The sequence below is a fragment of the Klebsiella sp. Lac1 genome (assembly GCF_009825425.1).
GTDB lineage: Bacteria > Pseudomonadota > Gammaproteobacteria > Enterobacterales > Enterobacteriaceae > Klebsiella > Klebsiella electrica.
Genome location: NZ_VJZJ01000001.1, coordinates 1,845,803 through 1,866,482 on the forward strand (window position 1 = coordinate 1,845,803; position 20,680 = coordinate 1,866,482).

At 53.7% G+C, this 20,680-nt stretch carries 23 protein-coding genes and 1 pseudogene; 5 read left to right on the forward strand and 19 right to left on the reverse strand.

Translation table 11 applies throughout. The features are described 5' to 3' along the window. Positions 1-155: 155 nt before the first annotated feature. On the forward strand, positions 156-962 hold the full coding sequence (locus FNY10_RS08740) for an IclR family transcriptional regulator domain-containing protein (protein WP_100685066.1): 807 nt from the start codon (positions 156-158) through the stop codon (positions 960-962). Here FNY10_RS08740 and smrA read toward each other — a convergent pair. Continuing rightward, positions 959-1,522, reverse strand: coding sequence for a DNA endonuclease SmrA (smrA, locus tag FNY10_RS08745; protein ID WP_160704893.1), 564 nt, complete (start codon positions 1,520-1,522; stop codon positions 959-961). The genes FNY10_RS08740 and smrA overlap by 4 nt on opposite strands. Positions 1,523-1,620: 98 nt before the next feature. Then, positions 1,621-2,532, reverse strand: a complete 912-nt coding sequence (locus FNY10_RS08750) for a LysR family transcriptional regulator (protein ID WP_131049637.1) — start codon at positions 2,530-2,532, stop codon at positions 1,621-1,623. Positions 2,533-2,696: 164 nt separating this feature from the next. Here FNY10_RS08750 and FNY10_RS08755 point away from each other — a divergent pair, with 164 nt between their 5' ends. From FNY10_RS08755 to FNY10_RS08770, 4 genes and pseudogenes are all read left to right on the forward strand, one after another. Further along, the gene (locus tag FNY10_RS08755; protein WP_100685069.1) at positions 2,697-4,007 is read left to right on the forward strand and encodes a M20 family metallo-hydrolase; all 1,311 of its coding nucleotides are present in this window, start codon (positions 2,697-2,699) and stop codon (positions 4,005-4,007) included. Further along, complete coding sequence (locus tag FNY10_RS08760; RefSeq protein ID WP_160704892.1) at positions 4,007-5,452, forward strand: M20 family metallopeptidase; 1,446 nt, start codon at positions 4,007-4,009, stop codon at positions 5,450-5,452. Before FNY10_RS08755 ends, FNY10_RS08760 begins: the two co-directional genes overlap by 1 nt. A gap of 56 nt (positions 5,453-5,508) precedes the next feature. Further along, a pseudogene (locus FNY10_RS08765) lies at positions 5,509-6,600 on the forward strand (AbgT family transporter); the annotation flags it as partial. A 163-nt stretch (positions 6,601-6,763) separates the two neighbouring features. After that, entirely contained in the window at positions 6,764-7,864 is a 1,101-nt protein-coding gene (locus tag FNY10_RS08770) for a site-specific integrase (RefSeq protein WP_160704890.1), read from the forward strand. A gap of 79 nt (positions 7,865-7,943) precedes the next feature. Here the strand turns inward: FNY10_RS08770 and FNY10_RS08775 are convergent, their stop codons facing one another. The 17 genes from FNY10_RS08775 to FNY10_RS08855 all read right to left on the reverse strand — a co-directional run bounded on the left by FNY10_RS08775 (position 7,944) and on the right by FNY10_RS08855 (position 20,668). Beyond that, the gene (locus FNY10_RS08775) at positions 7,944-8,261 is read right to left on the reverse strand and encodes a hypothetical protein (RefSeq protein WP_160726283.1); all 318 of its coding nucleotides are present in this window, start codon (positions 8,259-8,261) and stop codon (positions 7,944-7,946) included. Further along, entirely contained in the window at positions 8,261-8,500 is a 240-nt protein-coding gene (locus FNY10_RS08780; protein ID WP_160705129.1) for a hypothetical protein, read from the reverse strand. Before FNY10_RS08780 ends, FNY10_RS08775 begins: the two co-directional genes overlap by 1 nt. A gap of 97 nt (positions 8,501-8,597) precedes the next feature. After that, positions 8,598-8,885: a hypothetical protein gene (locus tag FNY10_RS08785; protein ID WP_160726281.1), complete on the reverse strand. Its 288-nt coding sequence runs from the start codon at positions 8,883-8,885 to the stop codon at positions 8,598-8,600. A gap of 9 nt (positions 8,886-8,894) precedes the next feature. Beyond that, positions 8,895-11,501 carry a hypothetical protein gene (locus tag FNY10_RS08790; protein WP_416309067.1) on the reverse strand — a complete coding sequence of 869 codons (2,607 nt, stop codon included), beginning with the start codon at positions 11,499-11,501 and terminating at the stop codon, positions 8,895-8,897. A gap of 28 nt (positions 11,502-11,529) precedes the next feature. Beyond that, complete coding sequence (locus tag FNY10_RS08795) at positions 11,530-11,715, reverse strand: hypothetical protein (RefSeq protein ID WP_160704865.1); 186 nt, start codon at positions 11,713-11,715, stop codon at positions 11,530-11,532. Continuing rightward, entirely contained in the window at positions 11,715-12,632 is a 918-nt protein-coding gene (locus tag FNY10_RS08800; protein ID WP_160704864.1) for a hypothetical protein, read from the reverse strand. The genes FNY10_RS08795 and FNY10_RS08800 overlap by 1 nt, the downstream gene beginning before the upstream one ends. Continuing rightward, positions 12,632-13,408, reverse strand: coding sequence for a DUF2612 domain-containing protein (locus FNY10_RS08805; protein ID WP_160704863.1), 777 nt, complete (start codon positions 13,406-13,408; stop codon positions 12,632-12,634). The genes FNY10_RS08800 and FNY10_RS08805 overlap by 1 nt, the downstream gene beginning before the upstream one ends. Then, positions 13,405-14,604 (reverse strand): baseplate J/gp47 family protein, encoded by a 1,200-nt coding sequence (locus tag FNY10_RS08810; protein ID WP_160704862.1) that lies wholly within the window; start codon positions 14,602-14,604, stop codon positions 13,405-13,407. The genes FNY10_RS08805 and FNY10_RS08810 overlap by 4 nt, the downstream gene beginning before the upstream one ends. Beyond that, positions 14,605-14,958: a hypothetical protein gene (locus tag FNY10_RS08815; protein WP_160704861.1), complete on the reverse strand. Its 354-nt coding sequence runs from the start codon at positions 14,956-14,958 to the stop codon at positions 14,605-14,607. Position 14,959: 1 nt separating this feature from the next. Continuing rightward, positions 14,960-15,613, reverse strand: coding sequence for a Gp138 family membrane-puncturing spike protein (locus tag FNY10_RS08820; RefSeq protein WP_160704860.1), 654 nt, complete (start codon positions 15,611-15,613; stop codon positions 14,960-14,962). Positions 15,614-15,904: 291 nt separating this feature from the next. Then, on the reverse strand, positions 15,905-16,246 hold the full coding sequence (locus FNY10_RS08825; protein ID WP_160704859.1) for a hypothetical protein: 342 nt from the start codon (positions 16,244-16,246) through the stop codon (positions 15,905-15,907). Further along, on the reverse strand, positions 16,243-16,587 hold the full coding sequence (locus tag FNY10_RS08830; RefSeq protein WP_160704858.1) for a hypothetical protein: 345 nt from the start codon (positions 16,585-16,587) through the stop codon (positions 16,243-16,245). Before FNY10_RS08830 ends, FNY10_RS08825 begins: the two co-directional genes overlap by 4 nt. Continuing rightward, complete coding sequence (locus FNY10_RS08835) at positions 16,584-17,612, reverse strand: hypothetical protein (RefSeq protein WP_160704857.1); 1,029 nt, start codon at positions 17,610-17,612, stop codon at positions 16,584-16,586. The genes FNY10_RS08830 and FNY10_RS08835 overlap by 4 nt, the downstream gene beginning before the upstream one ends. A 2-nt stretch (positions 17,613-17,614) precedes the next feature. After that, a complete protein-coding gene (locus tag FNY10_RS08840; RefSeq protein ID WP_416309049.1) occupies positions 17,615-17,917 on the reverse strand; it encodes a phage baseplate plug family protein in 303 nt (100 codons plus the stop codon). After that, complete coding sequence (locus FNY10_RS08845) at positions 17,918-18,517, reverse strand: phage baseplate protein (RefSeq protein WP_202395498.1); 600 nt, start codon at positions 18,515-18,517, stop codon at positions 17,918-17,920. Further along, positions 18,517-20,526, reverse strand: a complete 2,010-nt coding sequence (locus tag FNY10_RS08850) for a lytic transglycosylase catalytic (RefSeq protein WP_160704856.1) — start codon at positions 20,524-20,526, stop codon at positions 18,517-18,519. The genes FNY10_RS08845 and FNY10_RS08850 overlap by 1 nt, the downstream gene beginning before the upstream one ends. Further along, positions 20,516-20,668: a DUF6889 family protein gene (locus FNY10_RS08855; protein WP_160704855.1), complete on the reverse strand. Its 153-nt coding sequence runs from the start codon at positions 20,666-20,668 to the stop codon at positions 20,516-20,518. The genes FNY10_RS08850 and FNY10_RS08855 overlap by 11 nt, the downstream gene beginning before the upstream one ends. Positions 20,669-20,680 lie beyond the last annotated feature (12 nt).

The window sequence follows — 20,680 nt, forward strand, 5'->3', positions numbered from 1 at the left end:
TTACGTGCGGTAATCGCACTTTTATGCGTTGTTCGCACAAAATGTGACCCGCTTAACGATGTTGGTCAAGGGCGATAATCGAAATATGGTGCGATAATCGAACATCGTATATCTTTAGCGAAAGAATGTGATCGATGGCAAATATGGAGAAGAAAATGGAGAAGCATCCAGACGATTTACTGACGGGCGACAGCGATCCGTTTAAAGGCGATCCGAACTTTATGGCCTCGCTGGCTCGCGGGCTGGAAGTGATTCAGGCCTTCACCCCGCAACGCCCGCTCCTGTCTATCTCGCAAATCAGTCAGAAGACCGGCATTCCGCGCGCGGCGGTGCGCCGCTGCCTGTACACCCTGGGCAAACTGGGGTTCGTCTATGCGGAGGATGGCAAAAATTTCCAGCTGCGCCCGCGTATTCTGGCCCTCGGCCACGCGTGGTTAGCCTCCACGCCGCTGGCGCGTTCGGCGCAGCCGGTACTGAAACATCTGAGCGAAATGCTGAACGAGTCCTGCTCGATAGCCACCCTCGATGGCGACGATATTCTCTACATTGCCCGCGCCTCCAGTTCGCGAATTATGACCATCGATCTGGATATCGGCAGCCGCCTGCCGGCCTGGGCGACCTCGATGGGGCGCGTGCTGTTAAGCCATCTGCCAGAAGAGAAGCTCAACGATATGCTGGCGCGGGTCACGATGATTCGCTACACCCCGCAAACGGTGGATTCGGTGAACAAGCTGCGCGCGGAGCTGAAGCGTGTCCAGCAGCAGGGCTACGCGCTCAACGATCAGGAGCTGGAAATGGGACTGCGCTCGCTGGCGGTGCCCTTGTTCAACCCGCAGGGCCAGATACAGGCCGCGCTGAACGTCGGCGTGCATGCCGGGCAGGTCTCCACTCGCGAGATGCTGGAAAGGGTGCTACCCGAGCTGCAAAAAGCGGCCCGCGAGCTGACGCTGCTGCTGCGCTAGCGGCTGCGCTTGGCGTGACGTTCCCAGTTTTCCTGCTTCGCTTCGGCGGATTTGCGCAACGCGACGTAACACGCTCCGCTGCCGCCATGCTGTGCCGAGGCCACGCAGAACGCCTGGACCTCGGGCAGTTCGACCAGCCAGCGCGCCAGATAGCTACGCACGATATTGGCGTGCGCGTTGTCTTCCCGCCCTTTTCCGTGGACGATCAGCAGATTGCGCAGCCCCTCTTTCTGCGCCTGCACCACAAAGGCAAACAGCATTTTCCGACACTGTTCGATCGGACGGCGCAACAGATTCAGGCTCGCCTGCGGGTCATATTTCCCCAGTCGCAGTTTATCCAGCACACCGTTTTGCAACCCTTCGCGTTTAAATTCCAGCGCGGTCGTCAGCGGCAGAATATCGAGATAACCGGTAGTGAGAAAATTATCGAGCTGCAGGACATCGAGACGCTGCGTCGGGCGCGGGTTGCGTTCCGGATGCCAATGAACGTCATTGCCGCGCTTCAGAGGCTGAACGTCCTCCATGGCGCCAAGAAATAGCGATTTGTCGTCAAGATTCATGTGCACTCCTCCGGCTGCTACCGGAGGCTACTATAGCCGCCGCGCCCGGCGTCCTCAATGCGTTTGTCGACAACCGGCGACAATTTGCCCTCCCGGGCTCAGGCGGGAAACTGATGGCGGCTTTGTCGGCGAAACTGGGTAATCAGCGAGGCCGTTAGCGGCGTCTGCCGCGCGTCGCGGCGCTGGATCAGATAATAGGTCGCTTTCGGCAACGTTTCGCTCACCTTGATCATCACCAGCTTGTCGGCAATCATCGGGTCGTTGCCCAGCTCAACCGGTAAAATACTCAGGAAATCACTCTGTACCACCAGACTGATGCAGGAAGAGAAGGTTTCGCACACGATGCCGACATGCGGGATCTGCGAACGGTGGCTAAACAGATCCTGGAGCTGCTTAAAGTAGCTGCCGCGCGGGGTCGGCATGGTCCAGCTGTAGTGCAGCAGTTGCTCAATCGAGGTCGCCTGGGTCGCGGGATGTCCGACGCGGGCGAAGACCGCAAACGGCTTTTCAAACAGCTTCTCAAAGCTGAATTCATGATCGTAGGGGCCGGGATAATAAGTATTGATGGTGAAGTCGAGCTCCCCCTGCCGCAGTTCGTTGATCATCGACAGCAACTGACCCTCCATGATCCGCACCTTCACCAGCGGGTGCTGCTGATGAAAACGACAAATCACCGAGGGCATCAGCGAACGCGCCACGCTGGCGCCGAGGCCAATATTGATCTGCCCGGTCAACGCCCCCTGGCGCTGCAGCAAATCCTCCTGCGCCGCCCGCAGCTCCTCAAGAATCAAACTGGCGTGCTGATAAAAACTTTCGCCATTTTCGGTTAACGATACCCCCTGGCTGCGGCGCACGAACAACTGGGCGGACAGCCCCTCTTCCAGCTCTTTAATGGCCTTGGTCAAGGCCGGCTGCGATAACGCCAGCGTCCGGCTGGCGCCGCGAATACTGCCCTGACGCGCCACTTCAACGAAGGCGCGAATTTGGTGAAATTTAATCTGAAAAGACATCGCCGTAGTGATAACCATTGTTTATCAAACAGAAGAAAATGGCATCTACTGTAATGCAAAGTGTTGTGGCAACGTAACAATGCACTGATGAAAAAGCCACCAGCGATAAGTAAAAGCTATCACATCGTGAGCCTTATCACATTTTACATATGACAGGACAGGTTATGCCGCTACTCAATGAATACATCCATCAACTGCTGCCAGAGATGACGCAATGGCGGCGCGATTTACACCATCATGCCGAGTCCGGCTGGGTCGAGTTCCGCACCGCCAGTAAAGTTGCAGAACAGTTGCATCAGTTGGGCTACGACCTGACGCTGGGTCGCGACGTAATCGATGCCGATAGCCGGATGGGGTTACCGGATGAAAGTACCCTGGCCAACGCTTTTCAGCGCGCCCGCGAGCAAGGCGCGCCGGAACCGTGGCTGAGTGAGTTTGAAGGCGGCTTCACCGGTATCGTCGCCACGCTTGATAGCGGGCGTCCCGGCCCCACGCTGGCCTTTCGCGTCGATATGGATGCCCTCGATCTGCATGAACATAGCGACGGCCAGCACCGTCCGTTTCGCGAGGACTTTGCCTCCTGTAACCCAGGGATGATGCACGCCTGCGGGCATGATGGTCATACGGCCATCGGCCTTGGCCTTGCCCATGTTCTGAAACAGTATGCCGATCGACTGCACGGCGTCATCAAGCTGATTTTCCAGCCTGCGGAGGAAGGTACCCGCGGCGCGCGGGCGATGGTCGCCGCTGGGGTGGTGGATGATGTCGATTACTTTACCGCTATCCATATCGGAACCGGCGTACCGGCCGGCACCGTGGTGTGCGGCAGCGATAATTTTATGGCGACCACCAAATTCGACGTGGTATTCACCGGGGTCGCGGCTCACGCCGGAGGTAAACCGGAAGACGGGCGCAATGCGCTGCTCGCCGCGGCACAGGCGGCGATTGGTCTGCACGCCATCGCGCCACATAGCGCTGGCGCGTCGCGGGTCAACGTCGGGGTCATGCAGGCGGGAACCGGACGGAACGTTGTGCCATCCGGCGCGCTACTGAAGGTGGAAACCCGCGGTGAAACGGAAGAGATCAACCGCTATGTGTATGACCGCGCGCAGGAGGTTATCCAGGGCGCGGCCGCGATGTACGGTGCCCGCGTCGAGGTACGTCTGATGGGCGCAGCGACCTCCAGCGCCCCGTCCCCGGCATGGGTAAACTATCTGCGCGAGCAGGCGGCCGGGGTTCCCGGCGTGGAACAGGCTATCGACCGTATTGCCGCCCCTGCCGGCTCCGAGGATGCCACCCTGATGATGGCCCGGGTGCAACAACATCATGGTCTGGCCTCATATATGGTTTTTGGCACGGAACTCAGCGCTGGCCACCACAACGAACGATTCGATTTTGATGAGAACGTGATGGCCATCGCCGTGGAAACCCTGGCCCTCGCCGCGCTCAATTTCCCCTGGCAGCGAGGTGTGTAATGGAGGCCCTCTACCGCTATGTTGATGAGGCGATTACCGCCCGCGCCGGGGAGTTGACCGCCATCGCCGATGCCATCTGGGACCATCCGGAAACGCGCTTTGAGGAGTTCTGGTCAGCCCAACGGCTGGCCGTCGCCCTTGAAGCCGAAGGTTTTCAGGTCTGCCGTGAGGCCGGCGGGATCCCGAACGCCTTTGTCGCCAGCTACGGCAGCGGAGAGCCGGTGATTGCCCTGCTGGGTGAATATGATGCGCTGGCCGGGCTCAGTCAGCAGGCGCACTGTGCGCATCCTGCTGCCGCGACGCCAGGAGCGAACGGCCACGGCTGTGGCCACAATCTGCTGGGCACCGCGGCGCTGGCAGCCGCCATCGCCTGTAAGAGCTGGCTAGCGCAGCACGGCGGTTGCGGGACGATTCGTTTCTACGGCTGCCCCGGGGAAGAAGGGGGTTCCGGCAAAACATTTATGGTACGCGAAGGATTGTTTGACGATGTGGACGCCGCGCTAACCTGGCACCCGGAAGCCTACGCCGGGATGTTCAGCACCAGCACGCTGGCCAACATTCAGGCCGCCTGGCGTTTCAGCGGCACCGCCGCCCACGCCGCCAACTCGCCGCATCTGGGCCGCAGCGCGCTGGATGCCGTCACGCTGATGACCACCGGCAGCAACTTCCTCAATGAACACATTATTGAGAAAGCGCGTGTCCACTATGCCATTACCGACAGCGGCGGCATTTCCCCCAACGTGGTCCAGGCTCAGGCGGAAGTGCTCTATTTAATCCGCGCGCCGGAGATGGCGGATGCGCAGCAAATCTATGCCCGCATCGAGAAAATCGCCCAGGGCGCGGCGCTGATGACGGAAACATCGGTCGCCTGTCGTTTCGAGAAAGCCTGCTCCAGCTATTTACCGAACCGCACGCTGGAGGCGGCGATGTATGAGGCCGTTTGCCACTACGGCACACCGTCATGGAGCGAGGAGGATCGCGCGTTTGCCGACGAAATTCGTGCAACCTTAAGCGCGAACGACCTCAACAACAGCCTGAAAAATATCGCCGCCACCGGCGGCGAAGAGGGAAAATGCTTCGCCCGTCGCCACCGGGAAACGGTGCTGATCGATGAAGTCGCGCCCTGGGCGGTGACGGATAACCTCCTCGCTGGGTCAACCGATGTGGGCGACGTCAGTTGGAAAACGCCGGTCGCCCAATGTTTTAGCCCCTGTTTTGCCGTCGGCACACCGCTACATACCTGGCAGCTGGTGAGCCAGGGCCGTACCGCTATTGCCCATAAAGGCATGCTGCTGGCCGGAAAAGTGCTCGGGGCCACGGCTTGCCGCCTGCTCACCGACAGCGCGCTGCTACAAGCCAGTCAACAAGAACTGGCGCAACAGCTGGCGGAACGGCCATATCATTGCCCGATCCCGCAAGACGTGACACCGTCACCTTTAAAATAAAAAACCACTCACACAACAAACATCACAACTAACACAACAACGACTGAGGAATGCCCATGAGTATGTCATCCATACCGTCGCCTTCCCCCAACGGGAAGCTGTACAGCTGGGTTGAAAAGATCGGCAATAAGGTTCCGCACCCTTTTTTGCTGTTTATTTATCTGATCGTGGCGCTGGCGGTAGCCACCGCCGCGCTATCTGCCTTTGGCGTGGGGGTTACCAACCCAACCGACGGCTCCACCGTGGTAGTCAAAAATCTGCTCAGCATCGAAGGACTGCACTGGTTTCTGCCGAACGTCATCAAGAACTTCAGCGGGTTTGCGCCGCTGGGGGCGATTCTGGCGCTGGTGCTCGGCGCCGGGCTTGCCGAACGGGTAGGCCTGCTGCCGGCGCTGATGGTCAAAATGGCCTCGCACGTCAGCGCGCGCTACGCCAGCTATATGGTGCTGTTTATCGCCTTTTTTAGCCATATCTCATCCGACGCCGCCCTGGTGATTATGCCGCCGTTAGGCGCGCTGATGTTTCTCGCCGTCGGTCGCCACCCGGTCGCGGGATTACTGGCGGCAATCGCTGGCGTCGGCTGTGGATTCACCGCTAATTTGCTGATTGTCACCACCGATGTGCTGCTCTCAGGCATCAGCACCGAGGCGGCAAAGACGCTGGGTGGCTCGCTGCATGTCAGCGTCATCGATAACTGGTATTTCATGGCCAGTTCGGTGATCGTTCTGACCCTGGTTGGCGGGCTCATCACCGATAAGTTGATTGAACCACGGCTGGGAACATGGGCAGGCCGCAGCGAAGACAAACTCCAGGCGCTGACGCCTGAGCAGCGCTTCGGGTTGCGGGTTACCGGTATCGCGTCATTGGTTTTTATCGCCCTGATAGCCGTCACGGTCGTGCCGCAAAACGGTATTCTGCGCGATCCCGTCACCCATACGGTAATGCCCTCACCCTTTATTAAAGGCATTGTGCCGCTGATTATTTTTTTCTTTTTTTTCGTCTCTCTGGCCTACGGTATTGCCACCGGGAAAATTCGTCGTCAGGCGGATTTGCCGCCGTTAATGATCGAACCGATGAAAGAGATGGCCGGGTTTATCGTCATGGTGTTCCCGCTGGCCCAGTTTGTTGCCATGTTTAATCGAAGCCATAAAAATCACAATTTATTATATATCCATTAAAAACATGAACTTATTATAATAAACTGTATTTAATACCAGTATTATTATGGATTGTTTTTGCCTATTTTCTTCCATTTTATTATCATCAGCACCCCACACAGCACCCCATAAAATTCAGGTAAGGAGCAGGGATATGGCCTTCTTCACCATAGAGAAAAGACTACGTAGCGATGGCACGGCCCGCTATCGCTGTACTGTGGCGGTTAAGAAAAACGGAAAGTATGTGTATCGAGAAAATCACACCTTCTCGAAAAATACCCTGGCGAAATCATGGGGCGCCAAACGTGTTGCGCACATTGAGGAACACGGCATTCCCGGAGAGCCTGGCCAGCACTTCGATAAGACAATCATCACTGTTGGTGACCTGCTGTCCAGATATGAGAATCATCCAAACATAAAAATCGGCTCATCAAAGAAAAGTTCCCTTCGCGTTCTATCCCGTTCCCCGATCGCGGAGTTGAAGATATCCGACTTAAAGTCTAAAGACATTATCGATCACTGCCAGATGCGAAAAATGCAGGGCCTGTCCCCTTCCACCATTTCTCAGGATGTCTCCTATCTAAGTGTCGTTTTGCAGTCTGCTCGTCCGCTATTCGGTGTCACGATGGACTTAAATGAACTGGTTGATGCAAAGGTATGGGCAAGAAATATGGGGCTCGTTTCGCCCTCTCAGAGGCGAAGTCGGCGCCCAGAATCATCAGAAATTGAAAATTTATATGACGTACTAAAAACAAAAGCGGAAACCGCTTACACCGGCGCCCCACTTCATCAAATTTTTATGTTCTCAATCCTGACATGCATGCGTATAGGTGAAGTTTGTCGTATTCAGTGGAGCGATGTAGATGAAGAACAACATTCCGTTATTGTAAAAGACCGCAAGGATCCCAGGAAAAAATCAGGAAACCATATGTCCGTCCCCTTGCTTGGGGACGCATGGCGAATACTAAAAATGCAACCTCATATTGACGATCGTGTGTTTCCATTCAACCCGAAAAGCATAACTGCTATGTTCCGGCGCGTTCGCGATGAATTGGGGATTGAAGATCTGAGATATCACGACCTACGCCGCGAGGGGGCAAGTCGTCTGTTTGAGGCGGGGTTCAGTATTGAAGAGGTGGCGCAGGTCACGGGCCACCGTTCACTGAATATTTTATGGCAGGTTTACACTGAATTATTTCCGAAAACCCTGCATGATAAGTTCGATAAGTTGCAGAAAGACAAAGTTAATAAGTAAAATCATCGCCGACTGTACGGCATGAACACCTACAGTTCTCCTACCCGACAGGTCTTGCATAAGGCTGCCGGGTAGGGTTTTACACTGGAGAATCATCGCGCATCAGATCAATGATTGTGTGCGTTACAACGCCAGCAACTGTGACATCATCTAACGCATCACCTTCTATAGCTTCTCCCTCTGCTGTGATAAACGCCTTCCCTATTAGTCTTGCGAACTTAGTGCGGCCGTCATGGTGAATCAGCACGATATCGCCCTGCCTTGGGCGTTGCGACACGTCAATGACGGCATAGCCGTCGCTGGTTTCAACAACGCGCGTATTAGCACCGATATTACATAAGCTGTTGACCGTGAGCGTAGCTTCAACGTAGTCGTTTGCTGGAGACGGAAATCCCATTATAAAACAATCCCCATATTGCGAAGCATCCACAAACGGTTTTCCGACTCGTCTGGCGTCTTGTCAACGAAGTAGGTTTGATAGCGCTCTATCCATTGGTTTGCTTCACGCCCCGAGAAATGGATTCCTCTCTCCTGCAACTTACACACAAAATCTCTGGTATGCAGGTAACGATACCCCTTCGGATTAACGGCGATCGACTCACGGAACGCCTGGGTGATGTCTGACTGACGAAGCATGATCTGCTCTCCTGAATATACTGTTTATGCATACAGTAATTTCATTCAGGAGGCAGATCAAAGAGGCTGCGGCTATCAATTTTCTCTACAGGCGGCTTTATGAAGCAACTGAACCAGAAAACTCTTCCAGCTCCATAATTTGCGCTTCTGCCTGCTCAGCCCAGGATTTTGATGATGTGGTATCCAGCGTAACGGGGTAATCTCCCACCATGATTTTTGCCTGGTCATCGTAGCGCACGGATAGCGAAGCCTTGACCACACCAGCGTCGTCCTGCCGGACGCTTTCGACGGCATAAATCAGGTCGATTTCGATTTGCTTATCGCAGAGATACCCGCTGAGATAATGAATCTGAACGGTTTTGGGTGATGATAATTTGAAAGCCATAATTATTCCTCACGAAGGTAAGTAGTATTTTTCGCCGTAAATCAGTTTGCACAGACTAAATGCCGCTGCATCTGCGCCAGCCTTGTAACTGACGGTATAGCCGAGGTCATTCGGGTGGTTGTAGTTCGTACCGTCGAACAGCGCCGCCCAACCATGCGCTTCAACGCCATCCCGGAACCACGGTATTTCACATTCCATCAGGAATACCGCTTTATCTCTTGCCACAGACCGGAACATGCTGTTCACCATGCCGAATCGGGCAGCGCCTACGGTTTTGGTTCTGCTTCCAGACCAGTCCCGCTCGATAAATGATCGTGACGGAGGTGGCTCTAGAATCTCTTCGCGTAGGCTGTTAAGACCGATATGACGAATAGTCGTCTTTATGAGACCAGAAGCCGGGAAAGATTCTGCTACTGTGATGGTGTTCCGGTCGGCAGAAATGGCTGAGATTGTGTAGTCCCCCGCGTTTTCACCACTCAATACACGGAGCGTATGACCTACCTGAAGAATCTGGCCGCCCCAGCTGGTAGCGGCGTTGTCTGTCCCGTAGGAGAATGCCCCGCCATTGATGGTTCGCGCTGCCGCATCAAAGGTATAGTTTGTGTCAACGTTGAACGTCCTGACAGGCCATGAAACGTTCAGGCTGCCTAAGTCCATAGCCGTAACAGACGGGCTTAGTGGGTTGTGGTGTGGGCTGGTAGCAACAATCACTACCGCGCCTTTGGCTTTACACTCATCGATAAGAGCTTCAAGTTTTCCTTTTTGCGCAGGGAACGTTAGCCCGTTGTTAAAGTTCCCGACGGGCGCATCATTCATGCCGCCAATAATGAGTACAAAATCGGGCCAGTCATTCTCGTTTGTGCTGGTGAAGTATGGTGAGTTATGAAGTTGGGCAGAAAACTGCTGTAGCGCCTGAGTGGGAATACATTGGTTATCATTGATAAACTCAAAGTTACCGTACCCGGCTAACTGCGCTTTCATGGCCTCGACGAACAGCGAGTTAGGCGCAAATTTGGAACCATCAGAAGAACCCGCTCCAACACCGACTGACGAGCCGATTGAGGTAAATACCAGCCGACGCTTAACTGTGGTCCTTACCCCATTCGTGAACGATATCGAACCAAAAGGCCCGGTATTCGCGGTCGTACCATCGCCGATAATTTTTTTCGCCAGCTTCGCATACGGGTCGGTAAATGAGGCTTTGAGAGTTTCAACATCCGACTGGAGTTTTGCCACTGGAGTGGACAAATCGCCGGACGAAATGATTTTGAAGTTGTTTTGCGGTGCGCCGCGATACATCAGAAAAACTGGTTCTGCGTACTTTATCTCCCCACCTGTCAGCGGCGAGTTTGCACCCTTAAACACACTGCGTACAATCTTGTCGCCGTAACGGTTAACGACAGTGATGGCGACCGCCCCGGTATTCGTTGCTGGTGGTTCCAATACTACCAACGTGCCATTGCCGATATAACCATCAACCGTGACAGATAAATCATTCGGCGTACTGGCATCGCTGGTCATGGTTGCGCGAAGAACTGTACCGTAAATTTTTTCTCGCTCATCGGCATACGTCATTACCCGAAACTGATTAGCCCCTGCGTGCCAGTGCAGCAGATGCGCCCGGCCTGATGCCAGGTCTCCGGCAGCAACCTGCCCGCCATTAATATGTCTAATGTCATAGGCACCCCACGCATTGAGTTTCAGCTTGGGGGTACGGGTTGTATTTGCGGACGGCGGCGTAAACAGGAAGAGTCTCCCGCCCTGTAGCTCGCCGCTGGTGATGGATGATGTTGCCGTGTAAATGTCATCGGCAACACTGCCAACTGTCACCGGGATAGGCACCTGATTTTTCAGGGTGGCGGTCAGGGCATCATTAGTGGTCTTGTATGCGGTAAGGCTGGCTGCCACCTCCGACGCCATTGGGCCAGACGCTACCAGCATAAAATTGTTAATCGGTGCTCCCCGGTAGATACAAAGAACAGGATGGGAGACATTTAACTCCCCACCTGCTAGTGGTGCGTTTGCACCTCTAAGCACAATTCGATTAACGGTATTCCCCTTCGCGTCTGTCACGGTCACACTGACCGCCCCGGTATTCAGGATGGGGGACAGGAAATAAATCAGGCTGCTGTCAACAAGCAGGCCTGGAATAGTGATCGCGACCGTGTTTGCCGCGCTGCTACTGACTGCCGTTGCGGACTGGTATCCTGTAGGCATTGCTGAGGGCATTTTTCTGCCGGTTGCTACAAGCGTACCTGCGTTATTGATTACCTCAATAGCCAGAGCGCTGTCGTCAGGGCTTCGGTAATACGTTGTCGAGCCAGCAGGGATATTCGCGATATCAGCCTGTGCCTCTGCCAGCGTCATGTACTGACGACTCAGGGGAATAAGGTTCTGGCGGGTTGCCTCTACCACGGCTGCGCCATCAGTTGCCATTTGTTCGCGCTGATCGTCGGCCTTCTTCTGTATACCGGCCATGGTGTCGCGCTCTATTCCGGTTCTTGTTTTTACGCTTAAATCAGGTGAGTTAACGAAATTATCAATAGTTTCATTATTATCCCAAGCATCAGGCATGGCCGAGGACGGGACAGAATTACCCGTATTATATTGAGTCATATTTTCACCAAGGGGATTTTATAATAGATTATTCACTTACAGAGGGCGGTGTAAATTCACCATCCCTATATGAACCGCCGATACAAAATGGCTTATCTCCACAATTAACCGCCGTCATCCCCTCAGGTGGCAACCATTCTTCAGACCCGTCCCAAACCACAATATTTACTACAATGCCATTGCTATCAATTACAGCCCATGCATTAGTATCCATTATGCATACTCCTCAATAATAACTATTCCGTCACGACCATTCGCGCCTGCTTTTGCTGATTGAGAGGGTCCGTTAGAACATCCTGACGCACCAGAACCATAACCGCCGCCAGTGTTTGCGGTCGTGTTTATTGCCGGAACGGATCCGCCGACGCCCAACTGACTGTCTGCCCCACGTGAGCCAGCCGCATAACTTGTGGATACAGCTACTGCTGGCTCAGTTCCCGGACCTGAAGTGCCTACAGTGTTCCAGCCTGTTGGACTATTGGAGTTTGTATTTGCTACAGGCTGAAATGGAGGAACTGCCGGGCCTGCGGGCAACCCGGCTTTTCCGCCTGGGGCGGAGATGAGCACTCCCACAGAGGTTGTGCCACCATCACCGCCGTAAAGTGAACCAGCTGTACCGCCTATACCCCCACTGCCAATAGTTACCGAGACTGATGTTAATGCGGACACATCATAAGTACCTTCTGCATACGCTCCGGCACCACCGCCCCCACTTATCGAAACCTCACCTGCGCCGGTAGCAGGCGCAGCTGAACTCCCGGCACCTGCACCCAGCGCACGAATACGCCATTTTTTTGCACCTTCTGATTTTGTAATCAGAGCGCTGCTGGTAACAACCTGTACATTCAGAAGGCGTCCCGGCGTTACCGCTGTCATGCCATTTTTCAGATTTAAAAGAATTGCAGCGACATTCCCGTTATCCAATACATCGACATTTGCCGAGTCTGAAATAAACTGAGCGAGCACGCTAGCCATTACAGTAGCTTGCCGGATGGCTTTATTCACCTGTGCTGAAGATGCTTTGCCAGATGAGAAACCGCTTATTAGTGCAGCAAGTGCTAAATAATCGGCCTGGGGAATTACGTTTGCATTATTCCCGACAGCAAAAGGTTTAAAATCATTGGTAGGCATTATAAGTCTTCTCCCCAATTACCAGAATCAAATCCTGATATATATTCATTATCAACATCAAAACCAAAAAATGAGTAACCACCATTTGAAGGGATCTGTATCTCTCTCACCTTCACTCCTGCCGCTTTAACAGTCATATATCCGTTCTGTATGGTCCACCATAATTCGGCATTAACCTGATCAATGGGATTGAGGTCATAGCGGGATGGAACATAACCGGGGGGTAGCGCAATAAATGGTCCTTTATTAACCGCGCTATCAAGAATCATCCTGTCTATTTCGCTCATAACGACAGACGGATCCGGCAGTATCCATATCGAGATGGACATATCCTGATTATCGACAATAGCCATCCGAATACCCGAGCCAGCAAGAGCGTTATCGAGGATCTCCGGCAATGTGTCGTTCTGGCCGTTCCAGTTGTTGATAGCGATTTTGACTTTCAGTACCAGGCGGTAAACTTCATCGCTCAAATCGAGAAAGCCATCATCTGGATCAAAAGGTCCCTGCCAGACACCCTGGTCCCAGCCAAGTTTTTCTGTGTCCCACGAAAAATAAACGCCCGAGATGGGTGTGCTGACCCTGCGTTTGCGGCCTATCCATTCACCTAAAATATCCAGTTGCTGACCAATGGCGGTATCAATGTCAAAATCCTGAATCATGCTGACCATCGCAGAGGATGTGTCGATTAATGGCCGCGTTGACAGGTCAACGTGCGCAAAAAACTTCGGTTTCCCCGCGTGGTAGTTCGTTATCCGGTCAGTGTATTTACTCATAGAGACACTTCCAGATTAATGTTCTCAACCGTGCAGGATGCTGAATGGTCGAACGCTATTACGACATTACCCGCGGTCACTCCTGCGGGAGACGTCCCGATCAGCAATTCCGTAATGTCGTAATATCTGGCGTTGCCGCCGCTGACAACGCCCAGGTTTGCCGGAGAGTACACGCGGCTTAATAGCACACTGGCGCCGATGGATAGCGAGTTAATGTACGCAGCGACCGCAGACTTTATCTCATCCCCCACCTGCGAGGTATAACCCGTCAGTGGGCTAATGGTGATTTTGACGAAAACAGGCACATTAACCGGTCGTGAGAATCCGACCGGGTGAGGGCTGCCGTACTTATCCGGAACAATAATTACCGTGCTGCCAAATGGAGTAACGCCCTGCCCTTTTACGCCACGAAGGCTATTGGCAATCTTAGTCGCGTCACCACCCTCAACAATGGCGGCAATTGAGTGCGGCGGTAACCCGTTAGCGTCTGGGTTATCAGTATCGTTCTCATACAGCTTATGGCGCGTTACGCCATCGATATTTGCTATCGCACCATCAACTGCTTCGAATGGCGTCAGCGACGGTAACGCGACGCTCTGTGACTGTCTTGCGCGCAATTCTGCGTCTTTTTCTGCTGGCACACCCACAGTGGCCGCCAGCGGGTTTGTGACAGATGCCCATCCGCGCGTCGGCGTGTTGATGGCATTTACTGACCCCGCCACCGCGGCTACGGCGCCAGGATTTGCACACGTAGCCGTCGCCACCACGGTACCATCAGAACCAATAACCACCGTCGCTGGCAGATTCCAGACCACGCGGTTTGCGTCGCGCACAGATCCGTTGGTGATGGCCGTGCCTACGGTGCCGGTAAGTAACAAATCGACCGTTGAATTTGTCGCCGCACGCCGGGTAATGCCGTTAATTTTGACGTTACTGGACAGGCCGGCGCCGATTCCCGTCGATGGTGAAAAACTGTTATAAACGGCGATCGCCGTATTATTTGCATCGTGAATAGCCAGCGCCACCAGGGCCACCATCTGGCCGTCTTTGCTGTCAGGGTCGATATAAGCATCACTGCCGTAAATCTGCTGGAAATAGCCAGTGATGGTGGCCAGCACGGTCTGATAGTCGGGCGCACTTATCCCCTCAGCGGTTACCGTTGCCGATAAGCCGAGCGTGTCCAAATTGAGGGCCATTTATGCCTCGCTGGTTACTGTCGTTGTTCCGTAGATGGTTTCTACCGTTGCCGTGAACGTTACACGCCGATTCCTGCCGTCAACGGTAGTATTAAAGTCGGTGATTGATTTCACCCCGCGCGTTTCAAGGATTCGTTTTCGAATGGCGAGGTTATAGGTTTCTGGCTTGTGCCTCCCCAGAACAGACTGTATCCAGGGTGTTCCTGCTGTCGTATCAAGGAACCATTCTCCATACCAGAGCAGGAAGCGTGTTTTAATGGCCTGCGCGACGGCCTCCGGGGAGTTAACCAGCCAGGTATCATCACCCTGACCGAAAGTGTAATCACCGTCATCATCTTCACGTCGGTATCGCATATCACCCCCCAAGCGGTGCTGTGTTACTGCCGCCTGATTCAACGCCACCATGCGTATGCTTATCGACGATTGAGCCATCCACCAGCTGCAGGCGCCCATCAGGAAGAATTTTAAGCCCGTTCAGGTTAAAACCTCCCGGCGCCGTTCCGTTGATGGCTCCGCTGGCAGGATTAAGGCTCAGCTTTGTACTGCCATCGTCGCTACGCAACTCCACCGCACTGGTACTAATGCCGCTGATTTTCTTCGCCTGTGACTGCGGGCCCACGATACAGAATGCATCCGATAAATCGTGCATGCGCCCGTCTACCGGCTCCTGAATACCGCCGCTCTGCCACCAGAAATCAATGCAGCGGTCTGCAAAGATAACCAGGCATTCATCACCAGCTTTAACAGGAAAAGTCAGCGTGCAGCCTCCGCCGCGAGGGAATACGACAGGAACGTCCACCAGCAGCGGCAGGCTTACCGAAACCTCGGTGCCTGATTCGTCCTGCTCTGCGCCTTTAATGGCCGGCTGAACAACAGCGGTGACAGCATCCGGATCAAACGACTGAATGATGCCGGGAATAGAGACGCGCATTGCGGACATGATCGCCTGCGCCAGCTGTGCGTCGGCCTGCTCTTTGCTGCCGAGCTGGGAGTTTAGTGCTACGGGCATTTGGTTTACTCCGGGCATTAAAAAACCCGCCGAAGCGAGGTTTATGTTGTGTTGCGGAAATAAAAAACCCGCCGGAGCGGGTTAGTTGCCGTATTAAGAATTATCTTCGCAGAAGATCTCCGGAAACTTTAACGGCGTGAGAAAACTCTTCTACGGTGCCAGTTTCGGTACTGTCGACAAGCTTAACCGGGTAGATATACTGACGAGTAATGAGGATCTGGTTAAGCAGTATGCTTTTTGTCATTTTGTAGGCTACATACCACCGACCATAACCCGCCCTGCGTGCGATTTTCATTTTGATTCTCGTAAAATTAGCTTGCAGTCATCATCCTTTAGCTGCGACGCCTCCATGGCCACCCCCTGCTCACATTGGTTTTCAAGGATTCGCAACGCAATCTGAGCGTAGCTATCGCCGTCTTCTTTTAGCAACCGGGTCATAACCTGACCTGACATTTCACCATCTTTCTTCTGAAGCGAGACGTCGTCAATCGTGGCAACGCGTGCTGTGGACTTAATAGCATTTCGAGTGTGAATATTGTTATATAAATCCGGATGCTGGGTGAAAAAATCCTCTAGCGTTCCTGCGCTAACCACTATCGGGCATAACAGTAGAGCCAATAAATACTTTTTCATTTTATCCTCTTACAGTTATAGGTCCAAAACTGCCGTGGTTCATCCATATTCTTGCGAACGACCTCAACATTTAGAATAGGTTTTCCGTTTCGAGCAACAAAATCCATTCCAAGCCAACGGCCAGATCTGGCATCCGGAATCATCCACTGTATTTTCACATTGTTATAATCATCCCTTGCCTTCAGAAAAGTTATTTTCTGGGATTCAGGCCTAGCCCCATTTATCCTTGCAAATCCATCCTGCGCCTTCCAGTTAATTCCAAACGGTCCGCAGCCTGTATCTGCATAGGTAGAAGTGGTGAGAAGGAGGGTTAAAATACAAACAATGATATTTTTCTTCATGTGTATTGCGCCGCATCTAAACCTTTTGAGTTGAGCAAATCCCGAGCCCCTTTCGCCAGGCAGAGCAAATCCATATACCACGGCTGCCCGCGAGTATCGCCAGTATAGTCAATGCTGCCGACAATGTAATCACCATCAGTGTTGATTGCCGCCAGTTGCGCCCCGGGAAGACCGTCAACATAGATGTTACCATCTGTGGTGCTTTCGCCTAATGACCCTGGTGACTGTCCAACCTGGTCATTGCCGAGGGGGGTGCGATATACAGAAGCCTGATCCAGCCTGATAAGGCCCCCGAGCTTAATATTTGGGTTTATCAGGCAGCGAACGTTAACCCCGGCGCCCATTGTCTGCTGTGGCATGCCGATCAGTCCGGTATCGGCGTTCAGCACGATTGCTTCCTGAATATATTTGTCCTCAGGAAGGATATGCACCTGATTATTTTCATACCACCAATTGGCCTTACACTGCCCAGCCAGACCGAACATCAGGCGCCCGGTACTCTGGTAAATGGTACGTCCGCGGGGAAAAACAGTTGAGCCGAAATCGGGCGTGCTACCTTCAGATATTCCGTATGGCCTTAATGACTGCATGCCGAGATCAAACAGATCTGCATGCTTCCAGCCTGCCGCAACCGTCGTTTGCACGCTGGCATTCAAATGCCCTTCCCAGCCATCGATACACTGGATGAGCACCCAGCTATCGGTGACGTTATCTTTGCCAGTAATGGTGAAGCGGATGTCACCATTGAAAATCAGACCGATGTTTTTATCCGGGTATTCCCCGCTATCATCAGCGGCGCCGTTGTAGCCGGCGATGGCTCTAATCCGGGTAAACTCCGTCCCCATTATCCGGTTCTGGGTTTCAGGCGCCAGATTGTAAATTTTGAAGTTACCCACGAACCCGTTAAAGATAGTCGCGGGCATCTTCTGGATATTAAACGTCACCTTAAAATCCGACAGCGATATCCCATTCCCCTTATCGTCAATAAGCTGCAACTCAAAGTGTCGCATCCAGTTCTGAGACATAATCACTCCGTTACTACGTAGAGGTGGCTTTTAATGCCGAGGTCGGTTTGGGTTGGATTATCATTTGCCGGGTCGTCGCAATTGACATAGAGCGAAAATCCAAGACCGAGATAGCGATACTGTGCCAGCAGATCGGCGCCGGTGATAAGAGGAATGCCTTTTATCAGGTCGGCTCCGGAACTGTCCATGATATCCAGACACCAGAAAGCCGCACGCCAGGTCACAGTCATTTGCAGACCTTGTCCCGCCACAGATATGAAGAATTGCTGGTTTTCCGGGGAAAGAGGGATTTCTGAAACAGCCATTTAACCTCCCGAGATGAAACCGAAAAACCGGCTTAGTAGCGACTCATCTTTCGGAGTCGGCGTCTTTACTCCTGAGTTTTGCACCGCTGACGTGTTTGCGCCCTCTTTCATGTTTTCCTTCGCCGCCACGCTGACTGTTTGCGTCTGGCTGGTGATCACCTCCCGCAGTGTAACCGTAGCCATAAGAACGTTTTCACTGGTGCGATCGGTGGTCACATCCAAGGCCCGGATAACCATATTGGTATACAGGCGCTTGCCGGTAGTCACATCGAGCAGTTGCCTTTCCTGCTGCATTTTAAGCAACTCAGCATAAACCTCCTTGGGCCCCATACTGTTGAGCGGTGTCGACAGTCCGATATTTCTCGTATCGTAGAAATCAACCAGCGAACCACCACCAGCGAAGCCAATCTCCATGACGACTTCTGAAGGTCGACGATATGCATGATCGGCAACGAACCCCGTACTGGCGCTTGTAGGCCTCTCCACTGGATGCTCGGTCACTTCCAGCGCATCACTATGGCGCTCTGAAATAACCACATCAGGCACCATCAGGCCAATGCGTCGGCTACGCTGCTGGAAAAGCGTAGAAAGAATATCCATTAGCTTGGCCCCTTAGTCAGTTGCTGGGTTGCGCGGGAATTAACATTGCCCTGGTTGTCAGCGACAATTTTACCGGCCTCCCTCGGGTCGCTGACGCCAGAAATATTGATGACGGTATTCTGGTTTAGCGTCGCTCCAGCAGCCTGGTACGCCATCGGGCTGCGCCAGTTCGCGTAACCCTCCTTGCGGGCCATGGACTGCATAAGAGCCCCCATGGTATTCGGATCTGTCAGGTTCAGCGCTGCTGTAGGTGACACCCCCATCCAGCCAGCAACGTCACGGGCATATTTAGCCGGGTCGTTATTGTCCCCTGCTGGCGCCCAGGTACTGACGATATCCATGATGGTTTGCAGTCGGCGCCCGGTCGTTTTCCCGGTAAAGTAGCGCATCAGCTGATTTTTCATGGCAGTCCAGCCATGAAGGGCACTCTGAAAGGTACGAAATCCCCCGCCGCCCACCGGGCGGATATTGCCGGGGTTGTTGTTTCTGTCGGCAACAGTGCCACCGCTACCGGGAATATCCGGTTGAATATTGGGGCTATATACCACGCCGTTACTCTGCCCCTGACGGATAATCTTTCCGGGTCCAAGTAACCAGTCCATCCATGCCGGGTGGTCACGAACTTCACTGACATCTTTCCGCCCGAGATCTGTTTTAATGCCTATAGCAGCCAGAGCATCTCCGATATTGCGTTTGGTATAATCCCATGAGGATTTGGCGCTATCAGATATGTTGTCTTTATCACTGACAATATACCCGGCATACAATGCCCAAAGCTTCAGCCAGGGTGGTATCGGGAGGCCCATCAATTTAGAATGAGCGCCAATGATTTTAGCTATCCATGCGCCAGCCATGAAGGTGGCTATTCCCTCCAGGGCGTTTTTCCAGCCGCCGACATCATCCTTCAGACCCAACAGCTTATCTCGGAGCCACAGTATCGCCGCTTTGGCTTTCTCAATGGCCGGCTCCCACTGCTTCCAGTCAATGAGGCTTTTACCGCCTTCTTTCCACGTCTTGTAATCGTCGTAGAGCAGCAGAAGCGCACCCGCGAGCGCCAGCACCCATGTAATCGGAGAGGCGAGCATAGCGGCGTTCAGTAATCTCCAGACCACCAGCATTCCGCCAAGTGTGCCGATCAGCTTCTGCGTGTCTTCATCAAGCCCTTTCCACCAGTCCCGGATATCACCCGCAGCCTGAATAAGACGATAAATAACCCTGCCTACCATTTCCCCGGCCCAGAGGATGCCCTTAACCGTCGCTGTAATGGCCCCTTCTATTTTCGGGAAGTTGTCGAGGATCTGGCGCCGCAGCCGGTCCAGCGCCCCGGTCAGACCGTCAGCCAGGCTTGACCCTATCTTGTCCCGCGCCATTCCCGCCATAAGGCCAAAAGAGCGCAGCGAGGTCATGAACTTGTTTGAGCTGACAGCGGCCGCATCAGCGTTATAGCCGATAGCCTTCGCCATAGCGGTGTATTCGCCGCTAAACTGACCGATACCGCGACGCATTGCCATCAGGGTATTTTCATCCAGGCCCAGCATCTGCGCATACTGGTTAGCCCGGTAGTACGGCATACTGCTGAGTCGCTGGCCTACGCCTGTGAAGATGCTCGCCATATCGCGCATGTTGCCGCTGGCGTCGCGGGTCTGGACGCCCAGCCGATTCAGAAAGCCCTCGGCGCCGGGGTTGTTGCGCATGAACCGGGCAAGATTTTCGAGAGAGCCGCGGGCCCCGTCGACACTACCGCCCATCTGGCTGACGGCATAGCCAATTTGTTTGATGCCCTCTACCATCGCACCGGTACGCTGAGAGGCCCAGTACAGATTATCAAGGCTGCTGGCGACTTTCGCGGTAAAGGCCACCACAGACGCAGCGGCCAGCTCCACTTTGGCACCAAGCTCAATCGCCTTGAGCGTTGCACCCGCTACGGCAGCATTGAATTTTCTGGCCCCGGCCTCGTCAACGTTAAAACCCAGCGAGATCAGAAAGTCCTTGAGCGTTTCAGCGTTCATTGTTCTCTCTCCATTTCGCTACGCGGTATTCGTTATCAGCTTTCAGGTCGAGCCAGTCATTCATACGGGCGATGTCGGCCAGGTCGACCGAACCGTCTTTGAGTGCGGTGTAAGGGATATATCCGGCATCTACTGGGCGCATCAGAAAGTCCTC